14 protein-coding genes are annotated in these 13757 nt (G+C 62.7%); 9 read left to right on the top strand and 5 right to left on the bottom strand.

Features of this window, described 5'->3' with window-relative positions; genetic code table 11:
• The 4 genes from NKI05_RS20485 to NKI05_RS20470 form a co-directional block, all read left to right on the top strand.
• Window positions 1–231: hypothetical protein (locus tag NKI05_RS20485; protein WP_352793023.1), on the top strand; the 231-nt coding region annotated here is incomplete at its 5' end.
• 86 nt (window positions 232–317) lie between these two features.
• The gene (locus NKI05_RS20480; RefSeq protein ID WP_023683483.1) at window positions 318–884 is read left to right on the top strand and encodes a sigma-70 family RNA polymerase sigma factor; all 567 of its coding nucleotides are present in this window, start codon (window positions 318–320) and stop codon (window positions 882–884) included.
• Between the two features lie 14 nt (window positions 885–898).
• Window positions 899–1567: a hypothetical protein gene (locus NKI05_RS20475; protein WP_023815943.1), complete on the top strand. Its 669-nt coding sequence runs from the start codon at window positions 899–901 to the stop codon at window positions 1565–1567.
• Window positions 1557–2969 (top strand): S8 family serine peptidase, encoded by a 1413-nt coding sequence (locus NKI05_RS20470; RefSeq protein ID WP_352793021.1) that lies wholly within the window; start codon window positions 1557–1559, stop codon window positions 2967–2969. The genes NKI05_RS20475 and NKI05_RS20470 overlap by 11 nt, the downstream gene beginning before the upstream one ends.
• Before the next feature lie 25 nt (window positions 2970–2994).
• On the opposite strand, the gene NKI05_RS20465 is transcribed toward NKI05_RS20470, so the two are convergent.
• Window positions 2995–4341, bottom strand: a complete 1347-nt coding sequence (locus NKI05_RS20465; protein WP_023816377.1) for an NAD(P)/FAD-dependent oxidoreductase — start codon at window positions 4339–4341, stop codon at window positions 2995–2997.
• Window positions 4342–4507: 166 nt separating this feature from the next.
• Window positions 4508–5530: a substrate-binding domain-containing protein gene (locus NKI05_RS20460; protein WP_023816376.1), complete on the bottom strand. Its 1023-nt coding sequence runs from the start codon at window positions 5528–5530 to the stop codon at window positions 4508–4510.
• 364 nt (window positions 5531–5894) lie between these two features.
• Here NKI05_RS20460 and NKI05_RS20455 point away from each other — a divergent pair, with 364 nt between their 5' ends.
• From NKI05_RS20455 to NKI05_RS20435, 5 genes are all read left to right on the top strand, one after another.
• Window positions 5895–7250 (top strand): ABC transporter substrate-binding protein, encoded by a 1356-nt coding sequence (locus tag NKI05_RS20455; protein ID WP_023668892.1) that lies wholly within the window; start codon window positions 5895–5897, stop codon window positions 7248–7250.
• Window positions 7251–7485: 235 nt separating this feature from the next.
• A complete protein-coding gene (locus tag NKI05_RS20450) occupies window positions 7486–8499 on the top strand; it encodes a carbohydrate ABC transporter permease (protein WP_023668891.1) in 1014 nt (337 codons plus the stop codon).
• 1 nt (window position 8500) lies between these two features.
• The gene (locus NKI05_RS20445; protein ID WP_023668890.1) at window positions 8501–9655 is read left to right on the top strand and encodes a carbohydrate ABC transporter permease; all 1155 of its coding nucleotides are present in this window, start codon (window positions 8501–8503) and stop codon (window positions 9653–9655) included.
• 5 nt (window positions 9656–9660) lie between these two features.
• Complete coding sequence (gene bglA, locus NKI05_RS20440) at window positions 9661–11325, top strand: beta-galactosidase BglA (RefSeq protein ID WP_031205894.1); 1665 nt, start codon at window positions 9661–9663, stop codon at window positions 11323–11325.
• A 66-nt stretch (window positions 11326–11391) separates the two neighbouring features.
• Complete coding sequence (locus tag NKI05_RS20435; RefSeq protein WP_023668888.1) at window positions 11392–12504, top strand: ABC transporter ATP-binding protein; 1113 nt, start codon at window positions 11392–11394, stop codon at window positions 12502–12504.
• Window positions 12505–12577: 73 nt separating this feature from the next.
• Here the strand turns inward: NKI05_RS20435 and NKI05_RS20430 are convergent, their stop codons facing one another.
• From NKI05_RS20430 to NKI05_RS20420, 3 genes are all read right to left on the bottom strand, one after another.
• Window positions 12578–12811 (bottom strand): DUF680 domain-containing protein, encoded by a 234-nt coding sequence (locus NKI05_RS20430; protein WP_023668887.1) that lies wholly within the window; start codon window positions 12809–12811, stop codon window positions 12578–12580.
• 71 nt (window positions 12812–12882) lie between these two features.
• Complete coding sequence (locus tag NKI05_RS20425) at window positions 12883–13086, bottom strand: DUF680 domain-containing protein (RefSeq protein WP_023668886.1); 204 nt, start codon at window positions 13084–13086, stop codon at window positions 12883–12885.
• 65 nt (window positions 13087–13151) lie between these two features.
• On the bottom strand, window positions 13152–13358 hold the full coding sequence (locus NKI05_RS20420) for a DUF680 domain-containing protein (protein WP_023668885.1): 207 nt from the start codon (window positions 13356–13358) through the stop codon (window positions 13152–13154).
• Window positions 13359–13757: the final 399 nt, after the last annotated feature.

Genomic DNA, 13757 nt, shown 5'->3' with positions numbered 1-13757 from the left:
AACCAATCCGCTTGGCGCTGCGGCGGACGCATAGGGGGAGAGAAGTGTCACCTATGTATCCGGTTCAAAGTGTTACCCATCTATCGGCTGGACAAGGGTGAGGGGCAGCGCAACATCAAACATAAATACCCCAACGCCGGTGCCGCCCCTCATCCGGCTGCCGCCACCTTCTCCCCGTATAGTGACGGGGAGAAGGGAGACACTCTGGCAACACTCACCTTCTTCGGTTAGCTTCGCCAAAATTCTTTGGCGGAAGGATGAACCTTTTTGAACCTATCGGCGACAGAGCAGACAGGAGCCAGGCGGCTCGACCGGCCATGACGGCAGCGACCGAGACTGATCGCGCGCTTGTCGACCGGGTCGCGAAGGGCGACCGTGCCGCTGTTCGGCTGCTGTTCATGCGTCACCACGCGCGGGTCTACCGCTTCGTGGTGCGCCAGACGGGATCGGAAATGATGGCCGACGATATCGCAAACGAGGTCTTTCTCGAGCTGTGGCGCCAGGCGCCCGGTTTCGAAGGGCGCTCGGAAGTCTCGACATGGCTGCTCGGCATCGCCCGGTTCAAGGCGCTGTCGATGCTGCGCAAGAAAAAAGAAGACTGGATCGATGACGACGATGCGGCGCAGGTTCCCGACGGCGCCGACACGCCGGAAGTCGCCACCATGAAGGAAGACAAGGGCGCCGCTTTGCGGCGCTTCGTCGATGCCTTGCCGGAGGAACACCGCTCGGTGATCGACCTTGCCTATTACCATGGACAGTCGGTGACGGAGATTGGCGAGGTGCTCGGCATCCCGGTCGCCACCGTCAAGACCCGAATGTTCTACGCCCGCAAGAAACTCGGCGAAGCCCTCAAGGCCGCCGGTTACGACAGGGGGTGGCCATGAGCAATCCTGAAGATATGAGCGCCGCTGAAAATATGTCGCGCCGCGACGAAATGGAAACGCTGCTGCCGTTCTACCTGAACGGCTCGCTCGAAGGCTCGGACCTCGAAGCCGTCGAGGAATGGCTGGCGAGCGATCCGGCGGCGATGGCGGCGCTTGGCGAGGCTGAGGCGGAATTCTCCGGCGCCACCGCCGCCAACGAGGCGATCCGGCCACCGGCCGATGCGCTCAGCCGCTTTGCCAGGGCGCTCGACGCCGAAGCCGGACCGGTCCGCGCTCCCGCGGGCCGTTCCTGGCTGCCGCAGGCACTCGGCCGTTTCATGGCGGTGCCGGTCGGTGTCGCCTGGGCGGCAGCGGCGGTGCTGCTGGCGTTGGTCGTGGTGCAGTCCTACGTGCAGACCGGCGGCAAGAGACATGATTTCGAGATTGCCGGCGCCGAGGATGATCTGGCGAAACTGCCGTTCGCGCTGGTCAAGTTCAAGCCGGATGCGAAGATGTCCGACATCGCTGTCTTCCTCGACCAGAACGCGCTGAAGATCGCCGGCGGGCCGGCCGCCTCGGGCGTCTTCCGCATTGCCATCCCGGTCAAGACCGGAGCAGACTACACCAGGCTCGTCGGCCTTATTGCCGCCCAGCCGTTCGCGGAGACTGTGATCGAGGGAAGGAAACCGGTTGATGGCAGCTAGGGCGGTCATTCGATTTGCGGCGATCCTGGTGGCGGCGACGACAATCGTCGCAGTGCCGGCGTCGGCGCAGACCAATGATCCCAATGCCGGCCGGGCCGACTGCACCGACGCGGCCGGAGCGGCGGCTGCCGACTGCCCGAAAGACGGCAATGAGGCCAACGTCGGCGGCGAACCAGGCGCAGTTACCCTTCCGGCCCTGATCGTCGACCTGTTTCCCAACCCACCGGCTCCCGAAGCGCCCGTGCCGACGCCACGGCCGTCAGCGCCGCCTGCCGACACGCAGGCCGGGCCACCCGCCGGCGGGGCGATCGTTTCGCCGACCGATCTTGTCGCGACCGCGCCGCGCCGTGCCATCGCCGGCGAGTTCGTGCCCGACGAGGTGCTGGTGACCGTCGACGGCGATGCCGGCGCCGTCCAGCAGATCGCCGCCTCCTTCGGCCTTGAAGTGCGCTCGCAGCGCCAGTCGCGGCTGCTCGGCACCACACTGGTGCGCTTCGGCATTCCCGACGGCCGCCCGGTCGGCGCCGTGCTGGCGCAGCTGGCCGCCGATGGCCGCACCCTGCGGCGCGAGCCAAACCATATCTATTCGCTGCAGCAGGCGGCCGGCATCGTCAACTATGCCTTCGAGCGCATTCAGCTCGACAACAAGCAAGCCAGTGGCGAAAACGTGCGCATCGCCGTCATCGACACCGGCATAGACGACACCAATCCGGCGCTGTCCGGCGTCATTGCCGACCAGTTCGACGCCATGCCCAACGTGCCGGTCGAAAAGCGTGACCACGGTACCTCGGTCGACGGGCTGATCGCCGGCGTCGGCGCGCTCGAAGGCATGGCGCCCGGCGCCAGGATCTATCACGCCCGCGCCTTCGAGGACGGCAGGTCGACCATGGATGTCATCCTGTCGGCGCTCGACTGGGCGGCGGACCAGAATGTCAGCATCATCAATATGAGTTTCGTCGGCCCCAAGAACGATCTGCTCGCCACCGCCTGCCGCAATGCGCGCGGGCTCGGCATCATCCTGGTCGCTGCTGCCGGCAACAACGGGCCGAAAGCGCCCTATGGCTACCCCGCCGCCTATGACGGCGTGATCGCGGTCACCGCCACCGACGCCAAGGACGGGCTGATGCAGCAGGCCAATCGCGGCGCTTATGTCTTCATCTCGGCGCCCGGCGTCGAGATGGTGGCGCCGAGCGGCGCCGGCTCTGACGTCGTCACCGGCACCTCGTTTGCCGCCGCGATCGTGTCCGGCGCTATCGCCAATTTGATCCACGCTTCACCCGAGCGCTCCGCCGACGACATCGAAAAGGCGCTGGCCGCCACCGCCAGGGATCTCGGTCCGAAGGGACGGGACAATGATTTCGGTTATGGGCTGCTGGATACGAAGGCGGCGGCGAACAAGTAAACCGGGCGAAATTCGCGCCACCAATTCAGAGCGCCGGGCCCAGCCGGACAGGGCTGCCATCATGGAAGCGTGACAGCCGGAAGCGGCTGAGGTCGTGCCCCGTCTGGTTTCCCTGGATCAGGTCGGCAACGACACGGCCTATGCCAGGCCCGATACCGAAGCCGTGACCGCTCATTCCCGTCGCGACGAAAAGACCGCCGACGGCCTGCACATGATCCACGATGGGGACGACGTCCGGCATGGCGTCGATCATGCCGCCCCAGCCTGCCTTCAGGCGAACTGTTTCGAGCTGTGGAAAAAGACGTCCGAAATTGCGTTCTATGGAACGCAGACCGGCTCGTTCAGGGGGCGGGTTCAGCACCCGCATTTTTTCGAAAGGACTGACGGAATCCGGCGCCCAATCGCGCGGCGTCGACCAGGCGTCAGGATAGCCTGACGGGGCGAACGGAAAGTAGCGCGTCCCGAACGGATTGTCCCTGAGGGCTGGAAGGTATTTGGTGGCGTGCCGGAATGCGTCAGGCCCCAGGTAAAGCAAATGGCTGCCGCCCGCGGCGAGGGTATATCCGCCATCCTGCCTGCGCCGGAACGCGATGTGTTCGTCGGCGGCCGCACCTGCATAGACCTCAGGCATGGGCTCCGTTGCGGCTGCGGTTACTCTGACGCTGAGCTGGGGGATGGAGATGCCGTGTCTGCGCAAGAACAGAGATGACCAGGCGCCGCCGGCGACCAGCACGCTGGAGGCCTCGACATACCCCGCCTCGGTCCACACGCCCTTGATCTTGCCGCCTGAGATTTCGAGGGTTCGCGCCGCACAATTCTCGACGATTTTGACGCCTTTTCGCGCGGCGAGCCGGGCAAGTGCGGGCACCGCCAGCCAAGGCTCCGCCCGCATGTCGGAGGGCGTCGTCATCGCGCCCTTGAATTTGCGCGACATGCCTTTGATGAGTGCCGCGGTTTCGTCTGCATCCAGGAGACGGGTGTCGAGCGCATGCGTCGCAGCGATCTTCATGAATGCTTCGAAGCCGGCCATGTCCTTGTCGGTGTTCGCCAGGTAGGTCACACCTGTCTGGGTCAGGCCGATGTCCTCGCCGCATTCCTCAGCCAGTTGCCGCCACAGGCGAATAGCCTCGATGACGATGGGCAACTCGTCGGCGTCGCGTCCCTGCTTTCGAATCCAGCCCCAGTTTCGGGACGACTGTTCGGCCGCAATGCGTCCCTTTTCCAGCAGCGTCACCGGGATATTCCGCTCTGCCAGGAAAAGCGCTGTCGTTACGCCGATGATGCCGCCACCGGCAATGACCACCTCCGACGCTTTCGGCGGCGGGCCAGGATGCCGGATTGGATCCGTTTCGGAGAACGGGAATATGGGCAAGTGGCGCACCCTGAGGACTGGTTGATGGCTCTGGCTTACTGGTTGCCACCCACTCGAAGCCAAATCAAGGACAGGTCCAGGCAGACCGTTGTCCCAACGAAGTCAATCTATCTGCGGGCAACATCCACATGGGTGAACTTGCCCAGCGGAGCAATTGGATTAATCCCTAAACCGGCGCGCCGGCGACCGAGCCTCTCACCACCAGGTCGACAGGCCAGACCTCGCCCCGCGCCCCTTCTTCCAAGCCGGAAATGCGCGCTGCCAGGCGTTCGGCGATGCGGGCGCCGGCGAGGCGGATCGACGAGCGCGTCGTCGACAGCGGCACGGAAAAATTCTCCGGCTTCAGCCATGGAAAGACGTCGTCATGGGCAATCAACGACAGGTCGCCGGGAATGGTCAGGCCAAGGTCGCGCACCGCGCGCACGACGCCGAGCGACATGATCAGGCTGGAGCAGGCGATCGCCGTCGGCCGCTCGCTCTGTTCGAGCAGGCGCCTGGCGGCGCGGTAGCCGTTCTCCTCGGTCATGTTGAGTGAACAGACATGGCGCTCGCCGAGCGTCAGGCCGCTCGCGGCCAGCGCCCTGCGCATGCCGCGCTCGCGGTGGATGGCGAAGGTCTCGCGGTCGTCGCCATTGATCAGCGCCAGCCGGCGGTGGCCGAGCTGAACCAGCAGCCGGGCGGCGTCGTGGAAGCCGCCCTCATTGTCGATGTCGGTGAAGGGGTACTCGAAATCGGAGCCTTCGCTGCGGCCATGGACGATGAAGGGAATGCCGAGCGTGTTGACCAGCGCCACCCGCCGGTCGGCCGGGCGCGGCGAGGAGATGTAGACGGCGTCGACCTGGCGGTTGGCGACGATGCGGCGATAGGTGGTTTCCTGGTCGTCGGCGTCGGCCGGCGACAGCACCAGGTCGAGCTCGTGCGAGCGGGCATAGTCGCCGAGGCCGGAGAGGAATTCGACGAAATGCGGGTCGATGTCGACGGAGGCGCCCGTCGGCAGCACATAGCCGATCATGCCCGTCTTGCCGGTCGCCAATCGGCGCGCGCTCGGATTGGGCCGGTAGCCGTGGCGCTTGGCGGCATCCACCACGCGCCGGCGGGTTTCCTCGTTGACCTCCGGATAGCCGTTGAGCGCACGGCTTACCGTTGTCTGCGACAGGGCCAGCATATGAGAGAGCTGCTTCAGGTTCACTGGGAGGCCTCCAAGCCTCAAAGCGCTTTTAATTTTGAAGCCACGCGGCGCCACAACGGGCGCGGCCAAGCTGGTCGACCATACGCACTGGTCCGGCCAGTTTGAAGCTTAATACGCTGCTGCACCGCCGTAAAACTATGCTGCAGTGCACTTTACCAAGTCTTCCAGCTCGAAATTAAATCGATTAGCCCACCGCCCTCTTGACTTCCAGCCGATTCAATGGCGAGATCAAAAAGACCAAAGCGCTTTGGAAGACTCTTCGAAAGGTTGCGGTTCCTTTCTGAACGAGTCACAGTCCTGCAGCGTCGGCGGGCGGAATGGAGGTTCCGTCCGGGTGTATGTGTCCACACTGGGAGGAATACCGATGAAGAAGATGCTTCTGCTTGGCGCAGCGTTTGCCACGCTCGCCTTGTCCCTGCCGGCGCAAGCCGAACTGAAGTTCAAGCCCGGGGAAGACAAGCGCTTCAACTGGGCCAATTACGAAGAGCTGAAGAAGGTCGATCTCAAGGGCGAGACGCTGACCATCTTCGGGCCCTGGCGCGGCGAGGACGAAGGCCTCATCCGCACTGTTCTCGAATATTTTCAGGAAGCCACCGGCGCCGAGATCAAGTACTCCTCGTCGGAAAATTACGAACAGCAGATCGTCATCGATACCCAGGCCGGCAGCCCGCCCAATATCGCCGTACTGCCGCAGCCGGGCCTGATCCAGGATCTGGCGTCCAAGGGCCTTTTGACGCCGCTGGGCGACGACACCGCCAAATGGATCAAGGACAATTACGGCGCCGGCCAGTCATGGGTCGATCTCGGCACCTTCAAGGACAAGGACGGCAAGCCGGGCTTCTTCGCCTTTCCCTACAAGGCCGACGTGAAATCGCTGGTCTGGTACTCGCCGGACAATTTCGAGGAAGCCGGCTACAAGGTTCCCAAGACCCAGGAAGAGCTCGCCGATCTCGAGAAGAAGATCATCGCCGACGGCGGCACGCCGTGGTGCATCGGCCTCGGCTCAGGCGGCGCTACCGGCTGGCCGGCGACCGACTGGGTCGAAGACATCATGCTGCGCACCCAGGCGCCCGACGTGTATGACAAGTGGGTAAAGAACGAGATCCCGTTCAACGATCCGGCGGTGGTCAACGCCATCGACATTTTCGGCAAGATCGCGACCGACGACAAGATGGTCGACGGCGGGGCCAAGGCGGTTGCCGCGACCGACTTCCGCGACAGCCCGAAGGGCCTCTTCTCGGTGCCGCCGAAATGCTACCTGCACCATCAGGCATCGTTCATCCCGACCTTCTTCCCGGAAGGCACAAAGGTTGGACAGGACGCCGACTTCTTCTACTTCCCGCCCTATGCATCCAAGCCCGAGCTGGGCACGCCTGTGCTCGGCGCCGGCACGCTGGCCATGATCACCAAGGACTCGAAGGGTGCACGCGCGTTCATCGAATTCCTGAAAATGCCGCTGGCACATGAAATCTGGATGGCCCAGGGCGGCTTCGTCACGCCGCTTAAGTCGGTCAACAAGGATGCCTATGCCAGCGACGCGCTGAAGAAGCAGGGCGATATCCTTGCCAATGCCTCGACCTTCCGCTTCGACGGTTCGGACCTGATGCCGGGCAAGATCGGCGCCGGCGCCTTCTGGACCGGCATGATCGATCTGGTCGGCGGCAAGTCGGCGCAGGATGTCGCCACCGACATCCAGAAGAGCTGGGACGCTATCAAGTAGTCAGCTGGCAAGCAGTCAGCTGGCAAGTAACCACTGCCAAGTAATCAGCCGCTTTGGCGGCAAATTCAGGACTTCCTCCACAGACTGGGTCCGGGCCGCTATGGCCCGGATCCGACCGGCGCCTTACGCCGGACCGATTTGCGTTCGTTCGTTTCAGAATAACTTAAATCGGCGCAGAGCCACATCGCCAGGGCTGTTCAAGGCCCGGCCGATCATGCGCAGGGAAGAGGGACCCATGGCTGCTCAGATCTTATCGGCCATTTTTGTCATCATCATCGGCGTCGGCGGCTGCGTCGCCTATTTCTGGGGCGCCAACAAGCTGGTCGACCTGATATTCCCGTCGCGCGGCGTGGCCGGGGCTGCGGCCATCGACAATCTGCGCCGGCAAGGACTGGTCCGTCCGTGGCTGTTCGTCGGCCCGGCGATGATCATCCTCACCGTCTACCTGATCTATCCGGTGGTGGCGACGCTCTGGCTGTCCTTCCTCGACCGCGGCGGCCAGCATTTTGTCGGCTTCGCCAACTATGAATGGGCGTTCGGCGACCGCGAGTTCCGCAACTCGATCCTGAATAACATCATCTGGCTGGCGGTGGTGCCCGCCGCCTGCACCTTTCTAGGGTTGATAATCGCCGTGCTCACGGACAAGATCTGGTGGGGCACGATCGCCAAGAGCCTGATCTTCCTGCCGCTGGCGATCTCCTTCGTCGGCGCCAGCGTGATCTGGAAATTCATCTACGAATATCGCGGCGAGGGCCAGACGCAGATCGGCCTGCTCAACGCCATCATCCAGTATTTCGGCGGCCAGCCGCAGGTCTGGATATCGCTGCCGTTCTGGAACAATTTCTTCCTGATGATCATCCTGATCTGGATCCAGACCGGCTTTGCCATGGTCATCCTGTCTTCGGCGTTGCGCGGCATCCCCGAAGAGACGCTTGAAGCCGCGGTCATCGACGGCGCCAATCCGTTCCAGATCTTCTGGAAGATCATGGTGCCGCAGATCTGGGGCACCATCGCCGTGGTCTGGACGACGATCACCATCCTGGTGCTGAAAGTGTTCGACATCGTGCTGACCATGACCAACGGCCAATGGAACAGCCAGGTGCTGGCCAATCTGATGTTCGATTGGATGTTCCGCGGCGGCGGCGATTTCGGCCGCGGCGCCACCATCGCCATCATCATCATGATCGCGGTCATCCCGATCATGGTCTGGAACATCCGCCAGGCGAACAAAGAGACGGGAGGACATTGAGATGGCCGTCGCGACCGGAAAGTCCTTTGCCAGCCGCTTCGGCGTCCACATCGCCGTGCTTGTCTTCGTCGCCGTCTGGACCGTGCCGACGCTCGGCATCCTGGTCTCGTCGCTGCGCGACAAGGACCAGATCATCGCCTCGGGCTGGTGGAACTCGTTCTCCAGCTCCAGCCAGACTGAAGCCGGCCGCCTGCCGCCGGCCTCGGCGCAGGTCGAGAAGGACGGCAAGTTCGTGCTTGCCGGCAATATCTTCGGCGACGGTGCTGCGCGCAACATCAGCGCCTTCGGCGTCAAGTCGGCGGCACCGACGCAATATCCGGCCGGCACCACTGCCGATCTCGGCGACGGCGTGACCTTGCAGCTCAATGCCGACGGAACGTTCGTCATGAGTTCGCCCAAGGCTTTCGAAGGCGACCGTGGCCAGCGCGTCTATTACGCCTCGTCGGCGCCACCGAAATTCACCACCGACAATTACAAGACCGTGCTGTTTTCGGAGGGCATCGGCCGCTCGTTCATAAACTCGCTGACCGTCACCATCCCGGCGACGGTCATCCCGATCCTGATCGCCGCCTTCGCCGCCTATGCATTGGCGTGGATGCGTTTTCCCGGCCGCGCCTTGCTGATCGCCACAATCATCGGCCTGCTGGTCGTGCCGCTGCAGATGTCCTTGATCCCGCTTTTGAAGATCTACAACGGCGTCGGCATCTTCTTCGGTGTGCCGTCGAAAACCTATCTCGGCATCTGGCTGGCGCATACCGGCTTCGGCCTGCCCTTCGCCATCTATCTCCTGCGCAGCTATATTGCCGGCCTGCCGCGCGAGATCATGGAATCGGCGCGCATAGATGGCGCCAGCGATTTCGAAATCTTCGTCAAGATCGTGCTGCCGCTGTCCTTCCCGGTGCTGGCGTCCTTTGCAATCTTCCAGTTCCTGTGGGTGTGGAACGATTTGTTGGTGGCAATGGTTTTCCTCGGTACCGAAGGGGACCAGATCGTGCTGACCGCGAAGCTCAACGCGTTGCTCGGCTCGCGCGGCGGCGACTGGGAAATCCTGACGACGTCGGCCTTCGTCACCATTATCGTGCCGCTGATCGTGTTCTTCTCGCTGCAGCGCTATTTCGTCCGCGGGCTGCTGGCCGGCTCGGTCAAAGGAGGTTGAGACTTATGCAAGCCGCTTTGAAGGCGACCTCGAAGCCCGATCTCGCCGTCGATCGCGACTGGTGGCGGGGCGCGGTGATCTACCAGATCTATCCGCGCTCCTATCAGGACTCCAATGGCGACGGCATCGGCGACCTCAAGGGCATCATCCGCAGGCTGCCCTACATCGCCTCGCTCGGCGTCGACGCCATCTGGATTTCGCCCTTCTTCAAGTCGCCGATGAAGGATTTCGGCTACGACGTCTCGGACTATTGCGACGTCGACCCGATGTTCGGGACGCTCGCCGATTTCGACGCGCTGGTTGCGGAAGCCCATCACCTCGGCCTCAAGGTGATGATCGACGAGGTGCTGTCGCACACCGCCGACAACCATCCATGGTTCAAGGAGAGCCGCGCCAGCCGTAGCAATCCCAAGGCCGATTGGTATGTCTGGGCCGACGCCAGGCCGGACGGCACGCCGCCCAACAACTGGCTGTCGATCTTCGGCGGCTCGGCCTGGCAGTGGGACACCAGCCGCCAGCAATATTATCTGCATAATTTCCTGTCCGAGCAGCCGGACCTCAACTTCCACAATCGGGAAGTCCAGGACGCGCTGCTCGACGTCACCCGCTTCTGGCTGGAGCGCGGCGTCGACGGCTTCCGCCTCGACACCATCAATTTCTACTTCCACAGCCAGGGGCTGGAGAACAATCCGCCGCTGCCGCCCGAAGAGCGCAACGACCAGACAGCACCTGCGGTCAATCCCTACAACTACCAGGACCATATCTACGACAAGAGCCGGCCGGAAAACCTTGCCTTCCTCGAACGGTTCCGGGCGCTGCTCGACGAATATCCGGCGGCCGCCGCGGTCGGCGAAGTCGGCGATTCGCAGCGTGGGCTGGAAGTGGTCGCCGCCTACACCGCCGGCGGCAAACGCGTCCACATGTGCTATTCCTTCGATTTCCTGGCGCCGGAAAAGATCAGCGCCGCCAAGGTGCGCCAGGTGCTGGAAGCCTTCGGCAAGGTCGCCAGCGACGGCTGGTCGTGCTGGGCCTTTTCCAACCACGACGTGATGCGTCCGGCCTCGCGCTGGGCCGCCGACGAGGCCGACCCGGCCGCCTATCTGAAGGTTATCTCGGCGCTGCTGATGTCGCTGCGCGGTTCGGTCTGCCTCTATCAGGGAGAGGAGCTTGGGCTGGGCGAAGCCGAGTTGCAGTTCGAGGATCTGCAAGACCCCTACGGCATTCGCTTCTGGCCCGAATTCAAGGGCCGCGACGGCTGCCGCACGCCGATGGTGTGGGATGCAACCGCCAGCAATGCCGGCTTTTCGACGGCCAAGCCCTGGCTGCCGGTGCCGGGCAAGCACTTGTCGCAAGCGGTCAATGTTCAGCAGGGCGACGCGGCCTCGCTGCTCGAGCACTACCGGCGCTTTCTCGGTTTCCGCCGCCAGCATCCGGCCCTGGCCAAAGGCGACATCGAGTTCATCGAAAGCGAGGGCGACACCGTCGCCTTCACCCGCCGTGAGGGCAATGAGCAGATCGTCTGCGTCTTCAATCTGGCCAGCAAGCCGGCCGAGGTCGATCTCGGTGGTCAGGCGCTGCTGCCATTGGCCGGGCACGGTTTTTCGGGACAATCCGGCACAGGTTCCATCCGCCTCGGCGGCTACGGCGCCTGGTTCGGGCGCATCGACTGAGTTTTTGACGAAACTGGATTTTTTGAGGAAATCCAGGTTCTCTAGGGAAATCACTGGGAGGAAATTATGGCCGATGTCACGCTGAGACAGGTGAAGAAATCATACGGCAATCTGCACATTCTCCACGGCATCGACCTCGACATAAAGTCGGGCGAGTTCATCGTCTTCGTCGGCCCGTCGGGTTGCGGCAAGTCGACCTTGCTGCGGTCCATCGCCGGGCTTGAGGAGATCACCTCCGGCGAGCTGAAGATCGCCGGCGAGGTGGTGAACGACGTGCCGCCTTCCAAGCGCGGCATTGCCATGGTGTTCCAGTCCTATGCGCTCTATCCGCACATGACCGTCTACGACAACATGGCCTTCTCGATGAAGATCGGCAAGGAAAGCAAGGCCGAGATCGACAAGCGGGTGCGGCAGGCCGCCGAAATCCTGCAGCTGACCAAATATCTCGACCGCCTGCCCAAGGCGATGTCGGGCGGCCAGCGCCAGCGTGTCGCCATCGGTCGCGCCATCGTGCGCAATCCGAAAGTGTTCCTGTTCGACGAGCCGCTGTCGAATCTCGACGCGGCGCTGCGCGTCGCGACCCGCATCGAGATCGCCAAGCTCAAGGAATCGATGCCTGCCACGACCATGATCTACGTCACCCACGATCAGGTCGAAGCGATGACGCTCGCCGACCGCATCGTCGTGCTGAAGGATGGCCATATCGAGCAGGTCGGCACGCCGATGGACCTCTACAAGAAGCCCGGCAATCTGTTCGTTGCCCAGTTCATCGGCTCGCCGGCCATGAACATCCTGCCGGCGACAATCGACAGGACGGGCAACCCGACAATCGTCAGCCATGTCGGCGGCCGCAAGGCAACGGTGCCGATCGCAACGCCGGCGTCAGCAAAGGGTGCGGCAGTCAGCTTCGGCGTGCGGCCGGAGGATCTGTCGGCCGCCACCGGCGCGGAATATCTTTTCGAGGGCGTGGTAGACTATGTCGAGCAACTCGGCGAGGTGCAGCTTGTCTATGTCGATATCGGCCGCGCTGACCTGCCGTTGGTGACCAAGCTGCCCGGCAATGTCGAGGTCAAGCGCGGGGCAAAGCTGCGACTGACCGCGGATGCCGGGGACCTGCACATCTTCGACGCCGATGGGCACTCCTTCTCGCTCAAGCCGGTGGAAGTGAAGGCGGCTTGAGATAGCTGCGTCGTACAGGCATGAAAAAAGAGCGGCGGGCCAGGCCCGCCGCTCTTTTTTTAAGCTTCGGCTGTTAGTTGTTGCCGAACCGATCCCTGTCGCTGCTCTGAGGAACGAACTTCTGTTGGTCGTTCGACGAGTTCAGCAGCTTGTAGACCGCCGAGTTGGTGCCGGTCGACGAAGTGCGGGTGGTGTCGACGGCAGCGGCCGGCTGGTTGGCGCCATTGGAGCCATAATTGTCGCTGCCGGCAAAGGCAGCGCTCGAAATAGCCAGAACGGCTGCGGTGGCAAGAACGATCTTCTTCATTTTAGTCTCCTGAATTTTTCTGATGCCGCCAGCTGCAGCGGATAAGCCCGCCACGTGCTGGAAACCGGCTTTTAGCGGCCGAAAAGGTTACGGTCGGCACCGTGGGCAGGCGCCTGCTCGGCTGGAGCCGACTTCTCAACCGAAGCCGTATGGCCACTATCGGTCGACGTAATCGCAGGCTGGTTGGCGCCGTTCGAACCGTAGTTGTCGCTGCCGGCGAAAGCGCTGCCGGAGATGGCCAAAACGGCGGCGGCAGCAAGGATGATCTTTTTCATTTCAATACTCCTGAATTTTTTGGGATCCCGAGAGCGACGGGTTAGCCGCCCTTCTTTGGTCGGGATCAGCGATTGCCGTAGAGGTCGCGGTCGGCGCCCTGAACGACAGGCTGCTTGTCAGCGTGCGCCGGCTTCTGAATGGAAGCCGTATACGAGCTGTCGACCGAGACGGCTGGCTGGTTCGCACCATTGGAACCGTAATTGTCGCTACCGGCGAAGGCGCTGCCGGTGATCGCCAAAACGGCTGCGGCAGTGAGGATGATCTTTTTCATTTTTAGTACTCCAGTTTGTCTGGCCGTCTAGCGGCGTGTCTTGGGAGGAATTCGCGTCGTTCGGACAGCCCCGATGTGGGAAAGCCATAGGCTGGTTTCCAATCACGAAGTTGTTCCGTGTGGACCACGGTCCTGCACCTTGAAATTGTGCCAGGAAGTTCCTCTATGGTCATTTATCGCATTGTTTTCAGTTGCTTATGTCGAACCGAGTGGTTCGCTCCGGTGTCGGTTTCCGGGCCGTCGTTCACACCGTCCTGCACGCATTGTCAACAGAAACGAACCGTTCGGTTCGATTAGAGATTGCTAATAGTAACTTTTCGATACCGTTGAGCCCTTTTTGCCCCCGATCGGAACTGGATCCGCAGCGATTCGAAACGGCGATGATAGCGCCGCAAGACA

It is taken from the genome of Mesorhizobium sp. M0771 (assembly GCF_040320155.1).
Classification (GTDB): Bacteria; Pseudomonadota; Alphaproteobacteria; order Rhizobiales; family Rhizobiaceae; genus Mesorhizobium.
The sequence above is the reverse complement of the archived record's forward strand: the minus strand, read 5'-3'. Positions and strand labels throughout refer to the sequence as shown.